Annotated in this window: 10 protein-coding genes and 1 pseudogene; 6 read left to right on the forward strand and 5 right to left on the reverse strand. The window is 58.1% G+C overall.

What is annotated here, in order from left to right; all coding sequences use genetic code 11:
• Positions 1–14 precede the first annotated feature (14 nt).
• A complete protein-coding gene (locus tag D4100_RS19205) occupies positions 15–242 on the forward strand; it encodes a SymE family type I addiction module toxin (RefSeq protein WP_119805038.1) in 228 nt (75 codons plus the stop codon).
• Positions 239–636 (forward strand): annotated as a pseudogene (locus D4100_RS26035) (SymE family type I addiction module toxin). The gene D4100_RS19205 and the pseudogene D4100_RS26035 overlap by 4 nt, the downstream one beginning before the upstream one ends.
• Before the next feature lie 85 nt (positions 637–721).
• Here the strand turns inward: D4100_RS26035 and D4100_RS19215 are convergent.
• The 5 genes from D4100_RS19215 to D4100_RS19245 form a co-directional block, all read right to left on the reverse strand.
• The gene (locus D4100_RS19215) at positions 722–1105 is read right to left on the reverse strand and encodes a hypothetical protein (RefSeq protein ID WP_119805039.1); all 384 of its coding nucleotides are present in this window, start codon (positions 1103–1105) and stop codon (positions 722–724) included.
• A 744-nt stretch (positions 1106–1849) separates the two neighbouring features.
• The gene (locus D4100_RS19230; protein ID WP_119805042.1) at positions 1850–2278 is read right to left on the reverse strand and encodes a hypothetical protein; all 429 of its coding nucleotides are present in this window, start codon (positions 2276–2278) and stop codon (positions 1850–1852) included.
• Complete coding sequence (locus tag D4100_RS19235) at positions 2278–12048, reverse strand: hemagglutinin repeat-containing protein (protein WP_244941687.1); 9771 nt, start codon at positions 12046–12048, stop codon at positions 2278–2280. The genes D4100_RS19230 and D4100_RS19235 overlap by 1 nt, the downstream gene beginning before the upstream one ends.
• Positions 12049–12058: 10 nt before the next feature.
• Positions 12059–12589, reverse strand: coding sequence for a toxin-activating lysine-acyltransferase (locus D4100_RS19240; protein ID WP_119805043.1), 531 nt, complete (start codon positions 12587–12589; stop codon positions 12059–12061).
• Between the two features lie 10 nt (positions 12590–12599).
• Positions 12600–14315 (reverse strand): ShlB/FhaC/HecB family hemolysin secretion/activation protein, encoded by a 1716-nt coding sequence (locus D4100_RS19245; protein ID WP_119805044.1) that lies wholly within the window; start codon positions 14313–14315, stop codon positions 12600–12602.
• A gap of 637 nt (positions 14316–14952) precedes the next feature.
• Here D4100_RS19245 and D4100_RS19250 point away from each other — a divergent pair.
• The 4 genes from D4100_RS19250 (at position 14953) to D4100_RS19270 (ending at position 20329) form a co-directional block, all read left to right on the forward strand.
• The gene (locus tag D4100_RS19250; protein ID WP_119805045.1) at positions 14953–15882 is read left to right on the forward strand and encodes an aminoimidazole riboside kinase; all 930 of its coding nucleotides are present in this window, start codon (positions 14953–14955) and stop codon (positions 15880–15882) included.
• A gap of 189 nt (positions 15883–16071) precedes the next feature.
• Positions 16072–17481: a carbohydrate porin gene (locus D4100_RS19260; protein ID WP_119805046.1), complete on the forward strand. Its 1410-nt coding sequence runs from the start codon at positions 16072–16074 to the stop codon at positions 17479–17481.
• A 68-nt stretch (positions 17482–17549) separates the two neighbouring features.
• Entirely contained in the window at positions 17550–18920 is a 1371-nt protein-coding gene (locus D4100_RS19265; protein ID WP_006320642.1) for a sucrose-specific PTS transporter subunit IIBC, read from the forward strand.
• The gene (locus tag D4100_RS19270) at positions 18920–20329 is read left to right on the forward strand and encodes a glycoside hydrolase family 32 protein (RefSeq protein WP_119805094.1); all 1410 of its coding nucleotides are present in this window, start codon (positions 18920–18922) and stop codon (positions 20327–20329) included. The genes D4100_RS19265 and D4100_RS19270 overlap by 1 nt, the downstream gene beginning before the upstream one ends.
• The last annotated feature ends 10 nt before the right edge of the window (positions 20330–20339 follow it).

Raw genomic sequence — 20339 nt, forward strand, 5'->3', positions numbered from 1 at the left:
TAGGAGTAGTTACTATGGCTAGAGCAGATTCTACGTCAGAACCCGCCACACCCCAAGCACGCAAGTGCATTGTTGGCTACCGCCCCAACAGCGGCAAGCCCAACCCGCCACCACAGCTGACCCTTACCGGTAAATGGCTGGAGCAGTTCGGCTTTACCACCGGCCAGAGGATCGAGGTGATCACTGAACCGGGTCAGTTGATCATCCGCATCGCACCCACCACGGAAGGAACCGCCACATGAACATCACCTTTACCCCTGAACCGATCCCCGAACTGACGATTGCAGGCAACCAACTGGCCGAGCTGGGTTTTGGTATCGGTGAGCCGTTGCAGCTCACGCTGCGGCCGGACGGGTTGTGGATCTCTACCGTTACCGACGATGCTATCTGGGAAGCACTGTGTGACAAATCTGCCTGGAGCAGATTTGAACGCTGCTTGCAGCGGCCCCGACAGGGGCGAGGCTCATGGATGAGCCGAGTATACCCAGCCAGCACCGCACGGATCTGGGGGCGGACTGGGTGCGGCAGAATGGCGAACTGGTTATTAGTGGCGACTGGCTGTTCGAGGCTGGAATCACTGAGGCTGAACAGCTTGAAGTCACCGCCGCACCCGGTCTGATCCGGTTGCGGCGGTGAGAAGTTGGGGGGATTTAGGGCTTAGAAGCAACAACCCCAGCCAAGGCTGGGGTTACTTTCAGTTTTAGTAGCTTAGATCTGACAGTCACCACCATTTAGGATAATTATTAAACGCTGCATATATTGCAGATTTTGCCTCGTCCGTTAATTTTTCTCTGCCTTTTGATACTGTGACATACCCATCCAGATCTTCTTTAGCGCATGACCATTCAAGCCAGCCTAAAACTGGATTTAAAATCAATTCAAAGCCCCCATTCATATCTTTAAGATGAGCAATATCCTCATTCCGTATATTATCGATAAACTCATCAAAGCATTGACATTCAAGCCATAGCTGAGAAGCTACACTCAAGCTATAATTAAATTTATTCACTTGAATCGCCAAATTAAACTTCAATGATGGAATATGTTCATCAAGTTCTATTACGTCCAATGTGATATTGATAGGGCTTGTAATTTCTATATCCACTTAATTCCCCCCCAAATAACGAGCATGAATGACTGTAAGCAGTTTTGTCAGATCTCTCATCGCTCTCCCATCAGGATCGGGCCAATCTAACTTTCCTGAAAAATCAACATAGTAAAACTCATATTTGCAACCATCACCTTCAGGGAACAGCTCAGTTCTAGCTATGATCTTCTTCGCATCTTCCGGCCCTGCATTTATCAGGAGTTGACCAATTTTCTGATAGTTCTCTTGCTCATTAATCGTAATCCATCTCCTGATTATATCTTGGATCCAACACAACTAATGGTTCAGCCTCTTCCTCCCAGACTTTCTTCTCTTGTAATTGCCATTCCGTAGGTGCATCCCAAGAGGAAATACACTGACGAACCGCCCTAATTACCATATTGAATTAATGGTTATCTAGTTCGACGAAATGGATTTGGTCAAGTGGAAGCATTTCCATTATTTTCTCGTGGAGTTTGGGATGTTTTTTTTCCAACACATCATCAATAAGTAACTCCAAAGCATCCGAAGCTCCACGATTCAATGTCACATGTAAACTTTTATCCGTAGTGTAACCGAAGAAAACCGTAGACCCCATAATACTTACCTCATAATAATAATTTTTGATTGCTGAGACTCAGGTAGTTTTTTTACAAAGTCTAAGAAAACCTTTTGATTAGCCGTTGAACGCAGGCAACTGGTGATCCGCGCTCTGGCTGAGTGACAAATAAAAAATCCCGGCGACTTAGCCGGGATCTCTCACTATAAGCACATCAGACTGGCTCTACACAACTTCCCGTTTTGATCAAATTGCAGGTGTAAGGCATAACCTTCTTTTTCATATTTGATCCAGCGATTTATGTAGCCCAGAAGCATATCCATTTTTCCCCCGCCACTGGCTGAGGGTTCACCTAGCAATTGGATATTTTCAGACTCTAGCCCTTTGAATGGTAAAGCCCCTTTATAGGCTGAGAACCCTTCATCCGGCTGTATGTAGAAACTAATTTGATTTACTGTTTCATTTTCTAACAACAACAAAACACCTGTTTGGAAGAAGGAATAATAATTCCTGTCACCCAATACACCTGTATCGAAACTTGGTAACTCATTGAATTTTTCAGACAATTTAACAAATTTATCATCAAATTTTGAACACCCTAAAATCTCAATAAAGTAATTCCATGGCAACATTATTTAATCACTCCCATTTGCTGGTTCCTATCCTGAATCTGTTTTATCGCATCATCGACCAGTTTAGGGTCATACCCTCGCTCTAACATGTTATTTCTTAAAGAATCAGTATCACGGCATACAGCTCCGCAAAGATCCATTGCATCCTTTTGAACCTGAGTGGCGTTATTCTTACCACCATATGTCGGCCCTGCTGTATGTACATCTTTAGGAACCTCAACTGCCGTAGCATTCTGATATAAAGCTTTTTCTTCTGCTGGACTCAATTTTCTACCCAGCTCAGTTTCCTTTGCCTTACGAAGGGCAGCAAATGATGGAATATGATCATGCTCCAGCCCATCACCAACGACTTCTCGCGCTTTGAGATCTTTATAAGCACCGACATCTAAGGCTTTTACTGATTGAATTTCATCGCTGGCCTTATTAAGTAACTTCGACGCTTCAGCAACATCACCTTTTTCCAGCGCTTTTTCTGCCGCCTTGATGAACTTACCGGCACCATCTCCCAGCACAGGAATCAGACCTACTGTCGCGGCCAGGTAATCCAGTGCGCTCTGCGCTTCCGCAAAACTCTTGATATCACCCACCACAGGTACAAAGTCTATACCAAAACCGGCAGCGCCTTTCAGCATTTCATCTCTGTTAGCCTGCAACTTGGCCGAACAAGCATCTGGGCTCAACCCGGCACAGGTTTTCTGCTGATAGGCCTCTACTGCCGCTTTAAGCTCATCCTGCGCTCTTTGGTATTTTTCTTCCTGCGTTATCCCAGAGAATTTATTCTCTACGATATCGCTAATCGCATTGTTCTCAACCACCGTCTTACCAGTCTGCGCTCCCGCGACCGCATCGGCAGTGCTGTCGCCAATCAGCCCGCCGGCCAGCCCTGCCGCCAGTGTAGCCAATGCCGATACCGTCTGCTTCTCCGTTTCGCTCAGTTCACTCACCGGTTTACCGTAAGCATTGACAGCAATCATGCCGATAAGCTCACCGGTCGCTGCACCACCTGCACCAACCAAGGCGTTATTGCCCTGAGCCGCTGCCAGCGCACCATTGACCGCCGCATGCGCCAGGACTCTCGCTGCCGGATCGTCGATACTGTCTGCTATCACTTTGGTGATATAAGGCGCGGCCCCATTAGCCAATGCCCCTGTCAAATCGCCACCAGACAATCCCTGAACTGCCGCCGTGGCTGCCTGCATGGCGCGCTGCACCTTACCGCCCGTACCATAACCCGATTCGCTAAACGCCTGGTTATACGCCGTCTGGTAAATCTGCGCGTTGATATCGTCCTCGGTGATGACCTTGCCCGGTTTCTCTTTCGCCAGTTTAGCCGCCGCGGCCTGACGATCGGCGTCCGTGACGTTATTCATCTTCTCTTTCGCGGCTTTGGTCGCGGCGATCGAACCCTCGGTCCGCGCTATGTCCATCGCCTGATTGCCGATCTCGCCGATCAGCTGCGCCTGTTGCAGCCGTTTCTGCTCTTTCTCCTTGTCGAAGATCGGGCTTAACGTCTGGTTGGCGTGCTCGACGTCGCGGCTCAGATCGCTGACGTTCTGCGTCTGCTTGTCCTGATCGCGAATAACAATGGTGCCGTCGCTCACCGCCGCATGGGTGGTGGAGCTGTCGTGCCCGCTGTTGTTGGCCCCCACCAGCAGGCCGTTGGCCATATTGCCGGCGAACTGGCTGCCGATGCTGCCGCCGGAGCTGATGCCCACGCTCTGGTGCTCTACCTCGAAGTCCGCCTGATTGTGGATGTCCTTAAAGCCCAGCGTGCCGGTGTCGAGCTTGTTTTTATCCGCCGTGGCGGTGCTGCCTATCACCGCGCCGTTAAGCTGGGTGTGTTCGCCCACCGTCACGTCAAAACCGCCCTTGCCGGCAAAGATGCCCGTCTGCTCCTGCACGCTGTCGTAATTGCTGTGCATTTTGTCTTTGCTCAGGCTGATGCTGCCCGAACCGGTCATCGAACCAAAGGTGAAGCTGCCGCCCGCGCTGGCGTTCTGCTGTTTGGAATCGTAACGGTCGCTGTCCTGCTGGCTCTCCAGCAACAGGTTGCGGCCCACATCGGCTTTGACCGATTCGCCGGTGACCTGCGCGCCGATCAGATTGGTGTCGCGCCCGCTGGTGATGTTGACCTGATTACCGGCATTGACCGTGGTTTCGGTGTAGCTGGTGCCGTTGCCTTTCTCGTTGCCCTTGCCTTTGTTGACGCTGGCCGAAATGCTCAGCCCGATGCCGCCGGAGCCAACGCCGATGCCCACCCCAAGGGTGCCGCCCTGGCTCTCGTTCTTGCCGTCCAGATACTGGGTGTTTTTGGCGGAAAGCAGGTTCACGTCGCGGTTGGCGTTCAGGGTGACGTCCTTGCCCGCCTGCAACTGGCTGCCCTGCACCAGAATGTCGCCGTCCTGGCCCTTCACGCCGTTGCCGCCGGCGGTGATGCTCAGGTTGTTGCCCGCCGTCAGGCTGCTGCCCTGGGCGGTGCTCTGCCCGCTGTTCTGGGTAGAGGTGGAAGACTGGGTGCCGTAGGAAATGCTGATCCCCACCATGTTGTCATTGGCCGGGTCGCTGCCCTGCGCCTGCGCCAAGCGCGCCGCCTGTACCGCCTGCACGCCGCTCAGCGCCGCTTTGGTGCCCTGCAAGGCCGCCAGGCGGCTGTCGTCGGTGGATTTTGCCTGTTGCGAGGTTTCCACGGCGGTGTTCAGCGCGCTGCCGACGGTGCCGGAAAGCGCCAGCGTCAGCCCGGATTTTTTCTGCTCGACCTTGTGGGTCTGGCTGTTTTCGTCCTGCGCCTGCGTCACCGACACATTCTTGCCGCTCAGCGCCATGTCCTTGCCGGCCACCAGCTCGGAGCCGGTTACCGCCAGATTGTTGCCCGCCCCCAGCGTGACGTTGCCGTTCACGCTGCCGACGGTGCTGCCCTGGTTGGTCACCCCCTGCGCGGTGTCGGTGGTTTTCAGGCTTTCGGTGCCGTAGCTGATGCCGATGCCGCCGCTGCTCATCAGGCCGGATTTTTTCTCCTGCTTGAGGTGCAATTCGCTGTTGCGCTCGGTGGCGCCGGTGACGGTCAAATCATGGCCCGCCAGCAGCTTCACGTCCTGGGTGCCGGCCACGCTGCTGCCCTGCACGCGCAGATCGTTGCCCGCCAGCACCTTGATGCTGTCGCCGCTCAGGGTGCTGCTCTGCAGGGTCTGGCGATCCAGGGTGTCGCGGGTGGTGGTGGTGGTTTTCGACATCAGGCCGTTGCCGCCGGTCACCTTGTGGCGCTCGTCAAGATCCTGGGTGTTTTCGCCGTTGAGGATGTTGACGTCATGGCCGGCATTCAGGTTCAGCGCCTCGCCGGCGGAAATCGTCGCCGCATGAGCAGTGATATCGTTGCCCGCATTGAGGGTCACCGCACCTTTGCCGACCACTTCGCTGCCCACCTGCTGGCTATTGCCCTGTTTCAGGCTGTTGTCGCCGTTCCAGATCAGGTTGTCGCGGCTGGCTGTGGTCACCGCGTTCAGGTTGAGATCGCGCCCGGCGCTCAGCAGCGTTTGGCCGTTCTCGCCGCTGTTGACCACCTGCGCCGCATCCAGTTTGATGTCGCGCCCGGCCTGCAGCATCAGTTTGCCGTCAGCGCCCTGCACGTACATGCCGGCCACGCTGTCGATATTGGTGCGCTCGAAGCTGTTGGCGCCGTTCACGCTTTGCGCCGCTCGGGTAGTGCTGATGGCATTAATGTCGCGCCCGGCGCTGGCCAGCAGCGAGTTGTTGCCCTGGATCACGCCGCCGATATTATTGATATCGGTGCGGGCGGTCAGGCCGACGTCGGCCCCCTGAATGCTGCCCGCCATATTGGTGATGTTGGCGGCGCTCAGTTTCACCACTTCGCGCCCGGCGATATGGCCGCTGTTGAACAGGCCGTCGCCCAGGTTGAGGTTAACGTTGCGCCCGGCGATCAGCGCGCCGGAGCCGTCCAGATCGCCCGGTTGCATGCGGGCATACACCTGCGGCACCAGTACGTTTTGCTGGCTGCCGTCCGGCAACGTAACTTTGGCATTCACCAGCCAGACGATATCTTTGGTCAACAGCCCCATTTGTTCCGGCGTCAGCGCCACGCCGACCTTCAGGTTATATTGCTGGCTGAAGGCCAACCCCTGATCCATCAACGCCTTGAACTGCTCTTCGTCGTTGTTGTACCCGTCCAGATAACGCTGGCCGGTCAGGTTGATCACCTGTTCGCGGATCAGCCGCTGCTCGTAGTAGCCATCCCCCAGACGTTTCAGCACGTTGTCCTGGTTATTGGTGGCTTTCGCGATCATGTAATCCGAGCCCAGCCAGGATTTTTGGTTGGTGAAGCGCGGATCGGTTTCCACCAGATACTGGCCGCCCGGCGCCGGATTGGTCTTGAACAGGCTGTTGTCCGGCAGGCGGGTATCCGGCCCGACGATGCGCACCACGCTGCTCGCCGCGTCGCCCTGCTGGGCATTCACTTTGTTGGCCACTTCAAACTGCTGGCCCGGTTGCAGGGCCGCCGCCTGAATCACCGGCAGTTCGCCACCGCCGATGGTCTGCATCCCGGCGGAAACATCGCTGCCGGTGACTGCCGCGCTCACCCCGCCGGCCTGGCCGATGGTAGCGTCTGTGCCTTGCGGCGTCAGCGGTGCAATGGCTATCGGGTTGCCCGTCACCTGCCCGTGGTCGATCAGTTGGCTCGGTTTCAGCGCGATGGTCTGGATACTGGTCGGCGGCGTGTAGGCCGTGGTGTTATGCCCTTGTGAGTCGGACCCTTTTTTCTTGATGCGGTAGTAGCTGGTCACTTCACCGACGTCGGTGGTCAGCCGCTGGCCCGCCACCGCCACGTTATCCACGCTGCCGGCGTTAATCGCCAGCGTGCCACCGGCCACCACCTGGCTCTTGTCATTGAGCAGATGACCGGCATTGATCGCCATATCGCCACCGGCGATGATCTTGGCCGGGTCGCTTTCCTTAATCTGGGTTTCCTGCACCGTCCGGTTATAGTCGTACTGATTGAATCTGTCGTGGCCGTGCCCGGTTTTGCCTGGGGTGTTCAGGTTCAGCAATGAGTCTGACGAATTGTGGTCAACGAAGACGCCTTGCTCCCCCGCCTGCCAGCGCACCGGATCGCCGGATTGCTGATACTCGGTGACTTTTTCGTTGGAAACGGTGACCAACTCGGTACTGAAACGATCGTTGATGTTGTTGATCAACGCGGCGGACAGCGCCATGTTGCCCGCAGACTCAATGGTCGAACTGTGGTTGTTAAGGGTGCCTGCCTGGCCGCTTGCCAGGTGGTTGGCGTCAAGCTGGCCGCCAATCACCATATCGCCACCGCTGTAAATCAGCCCGTGATCATAGTTGTTCAGCGTCTGGGTGCCGATATCCACTCGCTCGCGCCCGGCCAGCGTGGCGGCGGTGCCGTTCTCCGCCAGGTTGTTGAAGGTAGCGGTCTGCACGCCGATGGCGTCGCCATAAATACGGCCGGTGCCGATGTTGTTCAGCGTGTTGGCCGTCAGCAGGGTGTGCTTACCGTCGATCAGGCCGTAGTTGGTCAGGGTGCCGTTCACCGTCAGCCAATCCTGCCCGGCGTTGATCTCGCCGCTGGCGGCGTTAAACAGGTTATTGGCATGCAGATCCAGCTTCGCACCCGCCAGCAGCTTGCCGCTGTTGGTGACATCGCCCGGCGTGGTGAAGTTGAAATTGCCGTTGGCGATCATCTCGCCGCTGTTATTGATGCCCTGGGCGCTGACCAGATTGATATCGCCCAGCGACAACAGCTGCCCGTCACCGCCGATCGCGTTGGCGTTAATCTCCAGCAGCTTGCCGGCTTTGAGCGTGCCGCCGGTGTTCAGCAGGTTGAGCGCCGTGCCCTTCAATTGCAGGTTGTCGGCCGCCGCCAGCTGGCCGCCGCTGTTATCCAGGGTGCCATCGTTGGTGATGGCCAACTGCCGGTCAGCCAAAATGCTGCCGCCACGGTTGCTCAGCGTGCCGGTGTTCAGCGTTACCCTCTGGCCTTCCAGCCCTTTATTTTCCGCCAGCGTGGCGTCGTTGGTGAATTGCAGGGCGTTGAGCGTCACGGTAGCGCCGCTGCGGATCAGCCCCAGGGTGTTATCGATAATCCCCTGCGCGCTGCCCAGCAACAGATTGCCGACCGCCTGAATCTGCCCGTTGCGGTTATCCAGCCCGGTGTTGTTCAGCGTTACCGCCTGCTCGCCGATAATCCGCCCGCCGTTGCTGTTGTCCAATTTGAGCGCCGCCAGCATGAAATCGCCCTTGGCCCCCAGCGTACCGCCCTGGTTATTGACGTCGCCGCCGTTGAGTTGCAGCTGGCCCAGGCTGTGGAGAGTGCCGTTTTGGTTATCCAGCTGCTGGCCGCGGGTATCCAGCAGCATGTCGCCGCCGGCCTGCACCAGCCCGCTCTGATTGTTCAGGCCGCCCGCGCCGGTGGTGGTGAGCGTCAATGCCTGCTGCGCCACCAGCTTGCCGCCACCGTTCAGCACCGTATCGGCGTCAAGTTGCAGATTTTTGCCGGCAATCACCGCACCCTGGCCGTTGTCGAACAGGCCGGTAGACAGGTTCATCGCGCCCTGGCTGGTGATGCCGCCTTTCTCGCCGCTGTTGGCGTTGGTCAGCCGATCGACCGCCAGATCCAGGCGATCGCCGCTCTGGATCAACCCACCGTCGTTGTTGTTGAGGCTATTGCCGTGCAGCTCCAGCGCCGTTTGGGCCGCCAGTTGGCCGCCCCGGTTTTCCAGCATGGCAAAGTTGATTTTCGCCGCATCGGCGCTGACCAGCGTCCCCTGATTATTCAGCAGAGACCCGCTGTCCAGCTGCAGTTTTTTGCCTGCGCCTATCACCCCGAGATTGCTGTTATCCAGCCGTTGTTTGGCGTTCAGCACCATGTCCTGGCCGGATTTTATCGCCCCGCCCTGGTTATTGATCACACCGGCGGTCGCCGACAGCTGTTTTTCGGAAGCCAGCGTGCCGTGGCGGTTATCCAGTTGGCTGCCAAGCAGTTGCAGGTCGCCCGAGCTGGCGATAAAGCCGCTTTGGTTATCCACCTCGCCGCCGGCGATGTTCAGTTTGCCCAGGCTGCTGATGCCGCCATTGTTGCCGCTGTCGCGGTTGGTCAATGCCTGGCCGTGGGTATCGATTGTCGCGTCGCCGCCGGCCTGCAACAGGCCGCCGTCGTTGGTCAATGCCAGGCTGTCGATGTTCAACCGCTGCTTGCCAACCAGCGTGCCTTGGCTGTTATCCAGCCGGCCGGTGAACACTTCGGTGGCACCGCCGCCCACCAGCATGCCCTGGCTATTGTCCAGCGCACCGCTGTGGATCGACAGCGCCCCCTGGCTGAGAATGCCGCCGGTTTCACCGCTCAGGCGGTTGCTCAACGCCGCCCCCTGGGTGTCGAGGCTCATGTCGCCGGCGGATTGCAGCAGGCCGCCGTCATTGGTCAGCGCCCCGCCGTTCAGGCGCAGATCGCCCGCAGCGGCGATAGCGCCCTGTTGGTTGTTCAATGCGCCGTTGCCCAGCGCCAGAGAAACCGCACCGCCAACCACTTGCCCACCCTGGTTTTCCAGCCCGGTGCCGCTCAGTTGCAGCCCCTGTTTGGCCTCGATACGGCCGCTGCGGTTATCCAGCGCCTGACCGGTCACCACCTCGCTGTTGCCGGTAGCGGCGGAAACCAGGCCCTTGCGGTTATCCAGTTTATCCGCCTGCAATCGCGTATTGGCGCTCGCGGCCAGTTGGCCCTGCTGGTTGTCGAGGGTGCCGCCAATCTGCGCATTCAGGCTGCCGTCCTGCGCGGCGATCACTTTGCCGTTTTGGTTGTTCAGCTGTGCGGCGTTCAAGGCCACATTGCCGTTGGCCGCCAGTTGGCCGCCCTGATTGTCGATACCCTTACGGGTGCTGAGGCGCATGTCGCCGTTGCCGCTCTGCACCAATTGGCCATTGCGGTTGGACAGGCTACCGGCATCCATAACGATCTGCTGCGCCGACGTAGTGCCGCCATCCAGCACGTAATCGCCACCCTGCATCGAGAGCTGCCCGTTGGACAACAGCTTGCCGTTATCCCCTTGCAGCCGGCCGGTATTTACCGCCAGCCTGCCCTTGCCGGCATGGATAATCTGCCCGCTCTGGTTGTCGATCGCCCCGGCGTTCAGCGTCAGGTTGTTGCCGTTGCTGGCGATGCGGCCGCCGCCGTTGTCCAGTTTGCCCTGCTGATTCAATGCCAGATCGTCTTCGCCAAGCTGAGCGATCTCGCCCTTGCGGTTAGAGAGATCCTGCGCGTTCAGCGCCAGTTTGTTCGCCGTCAGCTTGCCGCCGTCGTTGTTCAACCCTTTGCCGGTATCGGCGGCCAGTTGCTGCGCCGCCTCAACCTGGGCGTTGGCCGCCGTCAGGTCGCTCTGCCCGGCGTTCAGCGTTACATTGGTACCGGCGGTGCGGCTGCCGCTGATGTCCATGCCTTGCCCGCTGGCACGCAGGTTGCCCGCCGCCAGGTTCTGGCCCTGCGCGGTCAGTTTGCCGCTGGCGCTCAACGCCAGTTCGCCGTTGCCGCCCAGTTTGCCGTCCTGCTGCACGCCTGCCGCCAGGGTGCTGCCTTTGCCGCTGTTCAGGCTGGCAGCCTGAACCTGTACATTGTTGCGCGCAGCGATAGAACCGCTGTTTTGCACTTCACCCTCGCTGGTGACGCCTGCATTGCCCGCAGCGAACAGTGAACCGCTGTTGCCGACGCCCCCTTTCGCGGCAAGCGCCATATCGCCGCCGCTGCTGATGGCACCGCTGTTTTCGATGCGGCCGTCGGCGGTCACTACCACGCTGCCGGCCTGCGCGCCGATATTACCGGCGTTGCGCACCCCGACGCCGGTTTCGGTGCCGATCATGCGGATCTTGCCGGCGTACATGCCGCCCAGCTTGGCCACGTCCACCGCCAGCTGCGGGCGGGTGGCCGGATCGTCGCCCTGTTTTTCGATCTGCTGATGCGCCGCATCCACCTTGTTGCGCCCGGTGGTGACTTGCAAATCGTTGGCCCACAGTCCGGCGTTGATCTTGGTCGAACGGGCAATGATCTCGGTGTAATCCTGACGCGAACTGTCCATGCCGGCGCCTTCCACCACCACTTCGCCGCGCTCGACGTTAAAACCGGTCAGATTGCCGTTGTTCATCTGCGCCTGGCCGGTGGTCAGCGTGGCGCGGTTGGCATTGATAAAGCCGCAGCCATTACAGGTAATGCCGGAAGGGTTGGCGATCACCACCTGCGCGCGCTGGCCGGCGACCTCGATATACCCGTTCAGACGGCTGGGATCGCGGGAGTTGACTTCGTTGAGGATCACCTTGGCTTCGCCTTTTGCCAGCCACGGGTTGCCATCGACCCAGCCGCCCTGTTGGGTCTGGGTCATTTTGTGCGAGTTGTTGAGGATCGCGCCCTGTTTGTCGACGTCGAACTGGCTGTAGGTATTGCGGGAAACCCCACCGGCGCTTGGGGTCTGGATATTGACCTGCGGCGTACCGTTGGCGCTGTTGACGATGGTCGGCTGCTGGCCGCCCGGCGCATTGTGGTCGGCGACAATGGCCGCCTGCACCGGCTGTATCGCGCCCAGCGCCAATAACAGACTGAAGCTGACGGCGCTCATCTTGCCGATGCACTGGCTCAGGGTATGGCCCAGGCCAGGCGACCGTGCGGATCCGGCGCGGCCGGAGCGGGCGATATCCGCCACCACCATCAGCATGCCACGCGCTTTGTTGAAAACGATACGGTACAGGTTCTTGTTCATGGCAATGTCCTTATTGAATGTCCGACGGCTCGACGGCTAACGGGTGGTTCGCCCACCATTGCTGCGCTTGCTGGTGGCTGACCTGAGCGCCTTTAAAGTTCACGACGCGTTTGCCGCGCTGCGCCCCACGGTGGTACAGCGCCCGTACGCAGAACTGCGGGAAAATATCCCGGGCGATCAGATTGCGCATTTCCCGCGTGTGGCCGAACGGGGCAATCCAGTCGCAGAACCACAGGCGATCGCCGCTGTTCCAGTCGTTTTCCTGCATATTTATCGCCGGTTGCGTCAAATAGCGTGCTTCGGCCTCTTGATTCATCCCGGCCCAACTGAGGAAAAACACCGGCTGATTTTGGTACGACGCCAGCACATACTGCTGACGCTTGATGATCGGCAGCAGCAGCGTCGGCAGGGTGTGCAACGGCGCATCGCGGTGCATCGGCGAATGCATCCACAGCCATACCGCCGCGCCAAAGGCTTCCGCCTCGCTGTCATCACCGCCGAGGATCAGCGGCGATCGAATATCGTAGTCACCTATGCGCATCGTCGTGCCCTCAGTAGTTCCAGCTCAGGTTAAAGCCCAGCGTCACCGGGCTGGTGCTGAAGCCGTCCGGTTTGGAGAACGGCACGCCGGCGAACAGGTCGTAACCCACCTTGAAGGCGTAACCGCGCAGACCGACCACACCGCCCGCCAGATGTTGCCCGACCAGGTATTCGGTGCCGTAACCGCCCACTTCGCCATAGTCGGCCCCGAGGTACAGTTCTTGCCCCGGCAGCGGCGTGCGCCAGGCCAGATCGTTGCGTACGAACCAGCCGCGGTTGGCGTTCAGGGTGCGTTCGCCGTCAAAGCCGCGTACCGTCCAGCGGTTGCCGATAGCAAACTGATCCTGCGGCGTCAGCGGGGTATCGCTGATCTGACGCTGGTACTGCACGTTGTAGTGGAAGTCCTGGCTGAACAGGCTGAACGGCACGTCAAGCTGGGCGTTGAGCTGAATAATTTTGCTGAGCGCCGTCGCTTCGCCAAAGGTCTCTTCCGGCGCGGGCAATGCGCCGAACCAGCGGGTGCCGCGCTGATAGCTGACGCCGGCGTCCAGCGTGGCCTGCTGGATGTAATGACGGTGCTGCAAGCCCAGCCGCCAGCCGGAAGTGCGGCGACGCTGCACTTCCACTTCGGTATCGTTGATGTAGTTGCTCGACTCGCGCGCCAACACGTCATAAGTCAGCGTGGTTTTCTGGCTGCCGTTGCGGTGCAGCACCCGGCTGAGCTGGAAATCCAGGTTTTTGCTCTTGCCGCTGTAGCGGTAATCCTGATTCTGCCCGGCGATGGTCTGGTGGTAGTCATAGCGGTTGGCGGTCACCCCGGCCATCCAGTAGCCGAACGGCACCGAATAATGGCCGGTGATGTTTTTGGTGCCTCTGCCGCCCTGGTTTTGCAGGTCGGTGGTGCCGGAGATATAGAACAGATCGCTGAGCGAGAACGGGTTATCCAGCGACAGCGTCAGGCCGCCCTGATAGCGACCGGTGCTCTTGGTGCCGGAGTCATCCAGCGAGGCGCCAACGCGCCACATGCGTTCTTGCTTCCAGCTCAGCGCAATGTCGCTTTCGCCGGGCTGTTCGCCGGGGATGATTTCCATATTGGCCTGCACCGTCGGCAGGCGCTGCAGATTTTCCAGCCCTTGCTCGATATCGCGCAAGTCCAGCAGGTTGCCCGCATGGGCCGGGAAACTGCTGTAGGGTTGAATGTAGCGGCCGCTGTCCGGCGTCAGTTTCACCTGACGCACATAGCCGGGCACCACCACCAACCGCAATTTGCCGCTTTTCAGATCCTGCGTCGGCGCCAGCACGCGCGTGGTGATATAGCCGCTATCCACCAGCCGGTTTTGCAGGGTGCTCATCAACAGGTTGATGCCCTGCCCGCCCAGGCACTGGCCCTGTGCCTGATTGGCAATGCGCTGCAACGGCAGCCAGTGCGGGAGTTTGTCCTGGCCGGTCAGAACGATCTGTTCGATAGGGAAGCAGGGTTTTTCCTGCGGGAACGCAATGCGGCCAAAACCGGACGAAGGCGGCGACAGCCGCACATCCGGCGTCGGGGGCGTCAGCTGTTGTTCCAGCGCTTTTTGCCGCTGCTGCTGTATGATCAGTTGATCGCCATTTGGCGCTGCCGCCAGAACCGGTTGATTGAATATAAACAGCGGCAAGACAACGGAAGCCAATGGAATACATCCCTTGCGCACAGCAAGGCTGAGCGAAGAGTAAGCAGAGAGGCGCATGACGTTTTCCCTGTCGAAGGACAAAAAAATGATAAGAATTGTAAATAAACGCGAACATTATGCGCACGAATAACTCAGGATCAACTCCCTTTTGGCCAATAATGAGCGCCGGGTAACAAAACACGCAGTGTGAATAATCCTGCGGGCTAATTCCCCCGCATTTTCACCTTGCAGAAAGACCATTCAACAAATTGTTTTTAAAGTAAAAATTAATATTTTTCACATATGCTCACCAAAAATAGTTATGAATAATTGCATGGCAACAATGCAATTATTCATCATGGATAACTTATTCCTGATAATGCTAAAAGTTTAAGAGGATTCCTATTTTCAATTTATCATTACAGGAATTAATTACCCTGCGTGATAATAATATTATTAATTCTCTCTCCGCCTTTTTTAATTATATTCAGCGTATTTCAAACCGCCCTATGGTCAGCCGCCAGTTAAGCTTCTCAGGGCAGATTTATTAACCTGCCTTCTTATTCCAGAGGGCGTCAGTTTATTCTCTTTACCCCTTCTTCCGATGCCCGGGCCTACAGGGCCAGGCCGCTTTTTCGGATTCTTTCGTTGCATTGCTAAACCGGTTCTTCTATTTTAGCTCGCCATCTGACACAGGTTAAAACAGAGGTTGAGCATGGGAAATCGCGTATGGGTGCTGGGTGACGCCGTAGTCGACCTGGTTCCTGAAAATTCAAACAGTTACCTAAAATGCCCCGGCGGCGCACCTGCCAATGTCGCGGTCGGTATCGCCCGCCTGGGTGGCGACAGCGCCTTTATCGGCCGGGTCGGCAAAGACGGGTTCGGCGCTTTTCTGCAGCAGGTGCTGCGTAAAGAGCAAGTGGATATCCGCCACATGACTCAGGACGACACTCATCACACCTCTACCGTGGTGGTGGATCTCGATCTGCTCGGCGAACGCACCTTCACTTTCATGGTTACCCCCAGCGCCGATTTGTTCCTGCAACCTGAAGATCTGCCTGATTTCAAAGCGGATGAGTGGCTGCACGTTTGCTCTATCGCCCTGTCGCAAGAGCCCAGCCGCAGCACCACCTTTACCGCGATGGAGAACATCAGGGCGGCCGGTGGCTGGGTGAGTTTTGATCCGAATATTCGTGAAGACGTCTGGCGCCAGCTGGAAGCCCTGCGCCCCTGTCTGCAAAAAGCACTGCTGCTGGCGCATGTGGTCAAAATCTCGCAGGAAGAATTGAGCTTTATCAGCAATATCGGTGAGCTGGAGAGCGCCATCGACTGGATGATGCAACGCTATCCGCTGCGTTTGCTGCTGGTGACGCTGGGCGGCGATGGCGTGTGCGTGCATGACGGCAAACAGATCCGCCATTTCCGCGCCCCCTCGATTGTCCCGGTCGACACCACCGGCGCGGGCGACGCTTTTGTCGCCGGTCTGCTGGCAGCGCTGGCGCAGCTCGGCGCTCTGCCACAGGATGAACAGTGGCCGGCGGTGATCGCTCAGGCCCAATCCTGCGGTGCCTTGGCCACCACCGCCAAAGGCGCCATGACCGCTCTGCCTACCTCAGAACAGTTAAAAAATTTCCTTCAGCGCTAAGCCCTATAACGGTGGGCCAGGCTCACCGTTTTCTGCTGCGGGGCGAATTTGCGTACTCGATCACAATAGCTGAATCGGGTTAGCAAACTTGATTGCCAGCCGCCGTTCAACTCTCTATCTTTCTTCCTGAAAAACCGGTTTAGCAATTTAGCAAAAAACAATAACAACTTACCCGGATGATAGAGAATCATGAAAAAACTGAGTTATTTGGCTGTCACTACAGGGCTCCTCATCTCCACCTCTGCTGCGGCGGCTGGCGCCGACAGCAGTATCGAAGCACGTCTGAATGCGCTGGAACAACGGCTGCAACAGGCTGAACAACGCGCCACCCAGGCCGAAACGCGCGCTACGGCAGCAGAGCGTCACGCGCAACAGCTGGAACAGCGTACCGCCAACACCGAGCGGCAAACCGTACAGGTTGCGCAGCGTACCGCGACGCTGGAAACCCAGACCGCACCGGCTGCCAGCCTGAAGTTGAACGGTTTTAATGATCTGAAACTGTATGGCGACGTCGAATTCAACCTCGACGGCGCCAGCCGCAGCGGCCAGCTCACCTCGTTGAAAACCAGCAACAACAAGGACTGGAAGCCCGGCAACAAAGAGCGCTGGGATATCAACGGTCGTATTCTGGTCGGCGTGGACGGTTACCGTCGCAACCAGGACGGCAACTTCTCCGGTTTCAGCGTACAACCGCTGGCGGATATGACCGGTAAAATGAACCTCGATGATGCCGCCTTCTTCTTCGGCAACGAAAAGAACTGGCAGACCAAAATCGGGCGTTTTGAAGCCTACGACATGTTCCCGCTCAATCAGGACACCTTCATCCAATATTCCGGCAATACCGCCAACGATCTGTATGCCGACGGCTTCGGCTATATCTACATGATGAAAGAAGGCCGTGGCCGCAGCAGCAGCGGCGGTAACCTGATGCTGAGCAAATACGCCGGCGACTTCTACTTTGAGCTCAATACGCTGGTGGAGGATGGCACCTCACTGTTCCAGGACAACGCCTACCACGGTAACAACCTGGATAATAAGAAAAACGTGGCCTATCTGCGGCCGGTTATCGCCTGGAAGAAAGACCAGCTCAGCGCGGCAGTGGCGATGGAAAGCAACGTGGTCAACAATGCCTATGGTTATCAGGACAATCAGGGGAAATTCGTCGACCAGTCCAAACGCAACGGCTATGGCATGACCCTGAGCTGGAACAACACCGCCGCCAATCCGGACAACGGCGTGGTCGCCAACCTGAGCACCGCCTATCTGGACGCTTCGGGCGAGCAGGATTTGACCGCCGGCGTCAACGTGCTGTGGCGTCGCTTCGAAGTGGGGTATATCTACGCCCACAACAATATCAAAGAGTTTAATACTGCCGGAATGGCGGCCGACATCAATAACCCGCTCAGTGAACCGGGCAAGTATGACATTCACACTATCCATACTTCGTATCAGATTCCTAACATCATGAATATGAAGAACTTCAATTTGTACCTCGGGGCTTACGTCTCAATGCTGGAAGCCAATGCCGATAACAAAATAGCCAACGCCAATAACGATCAGCGCTACGGCGTGCGCGCCAGATTCAAGTACTTCTTCTGACGCAGGCTGGTGACTAATTTCCGCCGCGGAAAGCCGCGGCGGCGTTTTGATTTATTAAGGGAGAGAACATGGACATTACCGCAACTGCCAACGCGCTGTTGCCGCTGCTCGGCGGCAAAGAGAACATCGCCAGCGCCGCCCACTGCGCCACCCGTCTGCGGCTGGTACTGGTGGATGACAGCAAGGTGGACAAGGCCGCGATTGGCAAGCTTGACGGGGTAAAGGGCTGCTTCAGCAACGCCGGGCAGATCCAGGTGATTTTCGGCACCGGGCTGGTCAACAAGGTGCATGCGGAATTTATCAAGGCGGCGGGCGTCAGCGAATCCAGCAAGTCTGAAGCCGCCGACATCGCGGCGAAAAAACTCAACCCACTGCAACGCATCGCCCGTTTGCTGTCGAACATCTTTGTACCGATCATTCCGGCTATCGTCGCCTCCGGCCTGCTGATGGGCCTGCTCGGCATGGTGAAAACCTACGGCTGGGCCGACGCCAACAGCGCGCTGTTCGTGATGCTGGACATGTTCAGCTCGGCGGCGTTTATCATCTTGCCTATCCTGATCGGCTTCACCGCCGCGCGCGAATTCGGCGGCAACCCTTATCTGGGCGCCACGCTGGGCGGCATTCTGACCCACCCCGCGCTGACCAACGCCTGGGGCGTCGCCGGCGGTTTCCACACCATGAATTTCTTCGGGCTCGAGATCGCCATGATCGGCTATCAGGGTACGGTGTTCCCGGTGCTGCTGACGGTGTGGTTTATGAGCGTGCTGGAAAAACAGCTGCGCAGAGTGATCCCCAACGCGCTGGACCTGATCCTGACGCCATTCCTGACGGTGGTCATCTCCGGCTTCGTCGCCATGCTGTTTATCGGCCCCGCCGGGCGCGCATTGGGTGACGGCATCTCCTTCGTGCTCAGCACGCTGATTGCCCACGCAGGCTGGTTCGCCGGATTCCTGTTCGGCGGCCTGTATTCCGCCATCGTCATCACCGGCATTCACCACAGCTTCCACGCCGTCGAAGCCGGGCTGCTCGGCAACCCGAAAATCGGCGTTAACTTCCTGCTGCCAATCTGGTCGATGGCCAATATCGCTCAGGGCGGCGCTTGCCTGGCGGTGTATTTCAAAACCCGCGACGCCAAGATTAAAGCCATTGCGGTGCCTTCGGCCTTTTCCGCCATGCTCGGCATTACCGAGGCGGCGCTGTTCGGCATCAACCTGCGCTTTGTGAAGCCCTTCCTGGCGGCACTGGCGGGCGGTGCGCTCGGCGGTGCCTGGGTGGTGGCCAATCACGTCGGCATGAACGCCGTCGGGCTGACGGCGATCCCGGGGCTGGCGATCGTGCAGGCCAACTCGCTGTTGAGCTATATCATTGGTCTGGTTATCGCCTTCGGCAGCGCCTTTACGCTCTCGCTGCTGCTGAAATACAAAACGGACAGTGAATGATGGAAGAACTGAATTTGATGAAACAGGCCGTTCAGGCGTTGATGGACGGCATGCCGCTGGCGCTGCGCGATCCTCACCGGCCGGCATGGCACCTGGCCCCCAGCGTCGGCCTGCTGAACGACCCCAACGGGTTTATTCAGCATAAGGGGGTTTATCACCTGTTCTATCAATGGAACCCGCTGGGTTGCGACCACCGCAACAAATGCTGGGGCCATTGGCAATCGACGGATCTGTTGAACTGGCAGCATCAGCCGGTGGCGCTGGTGCCCGGTGCTTGTTACGACAGCCACGGCTGTTACTCAGGCTCGGCGGTGGTGGCAGACGGCAAAATCATGCTGGCGTATACCGGCAACGTAAAATACCCCGACGGCTCTCGCACCGCGTACCAGTGCCTGGCGCTGGAAAATGAGCTGGGCGGGTATGACAAGCTCGGCCCGGTGCTGCCGCTGCCGGAAGGCTACAGCGGCCACGTGCGCGATCCCAAGGTTTGGCGCCATCAAGACAGCTGGTACATGGTGCTCGGTGCCCGTGATCTGCAGGATCGCGGCAAGGTGCTGTTGCTGCGCTCCACCGATCTGCGCAGTTGGCAGCTGTTGGGGGAAATTGCCGGCACACAGCTGAACGGCATGGGCGATTTCGGCTATATGTGGGAATGCCCGGATCTGTTCACGCTGGCAGGTACCGAGGTGTTGATTTGTTGCCCGCAGGGGCTGGCGGCACAGGCTGAGCGTTATCTCAACGTTTACCAGGCGGGCTATCTGACCGGCAAGCTGGATTATCGGCAGGCGAGCTTTGAACATGGCGAATTCCACGAGCTGGACGCGGGGTTCGAATTCTATGCGCCGCAAACCACGCTGGCCGAAGACGGCCGCCGTCTGCTAGTCGGCTGGATGGGCGTACCTGAACAGGACGAAACCTGCCACCCGACGTTGCAATACGGTTGGATCCACACCATGACCTGCCCGCGCGAGCTGTCGTTGCACAACGGCAAGCTTTACCAACAACCGGCGCGCGAACTGCAACGGTTGCGCGGCGAGGGCAGCCAATGGCAGGGAATAGCGGATAACGCGCCGGGCTGGCCGGTCGACAGTGCCGAAGTGCTGTTGACGCCCAACGGCCCTTTCAGCGCCGACTTTGGCGATGCGATGACGCTGAGCTGGGACGGCGCCTTGCTGCGTCTGACGCGCAACAACCTGTGCACTGGGCAGCCTGAACACCGTTACTGGCGTGGTGAGGTCACCCATCTGCAAATGCTGTTCGACAGCTCCAGCGTGGAGATTTTTATCAACCACGGCGAAGGGGTCATGAGTTCACGCTACTTCCCTGGCCCGCAGCCGCTGCTGCGTTTAAACGGCGAGACGCAGCTTGCGCTGGAGCACTGGCCGCTGACGCCATGCATGCTAGAATGACGCATCTTCC

The sequence above is a fragment of the Serratia inhibens genome (assembly GCF_003591175.1).
In the GTDB taxonomy this organism is placed as follows: Bacteria; Pseudomonadota; Gammaproteobacteria; order Enterobacterales; family Enterobacteriaceae; genus Serratia; species Serratia inhibens.

Excerpts from the sequence above, each read along its gene's own strand:
- D4100_RS19205 (WP_119805038.1), top strand. The coding sequence starts at position 15 with ATGGCTAGAGCAGATTCTACGTCAGAACCCGCCACACCCCAAGCACGC.
- D4100_RS19230 (WP_119805042.1), bottom strand. The coding sequence starts at position 2,278 with ATGTTGCCATGGAATTACTTTATTGAGATTTTAGGGTGTTCAAAATTT.
- D4100_RS19235 (WP_244941687.1), bottom strand. The coding sequence starts at position 12,048 with ATGAACAAGAACCTGTACCGTATCGTTTTCAACAAAGCGCGTGGCATG.
- D4100_RS19240 (WP_119805043.1), bottom strand. The coding sequence starts at position 12,589 with ATGCGCATAGGTGACTACGATATTCGATCGCCGCTGATCCTCGGCGGT.
- D4100_RS19245 (WP_119805044.1), bottom strand. The coding sequence starts at position 14,315 with ATGCGCCTCTCTGCTTACTCTTCGCTCAGCCTTGCTGTGCGCAAGGGA.
- D4100_RS19250 (WP_119805045.1), top strand. The coding sequence starts at position 14,953 with ATGGGAAATCGCGTATGGGTGCTGGGTGACGCCGTAGTCGACCTGGTT.
- D4100_RS19260 (WP_119805046.1), top strand. The coding sequence starts at position 16,072 with ATGAAAAAACTGAGTTATTTGGCTGTCACTACAGGGCTCCTCATCTCC.
- D4100_RS19265 (WP_006320642.1), top strand. The coding sequence starts at position 17,550 with ATGGACATTACCGCAACTGCCAACGCGCTGTTGCCGCTGCTCGGCGGC.
- D4100_RS19270 (WP_119805094.1), top strand. The coding sequence starts at position 18,920 with ATGGAAGAACTGAATTTGATGAAACAGGCCGTTCAGGCGTTGATGGAC.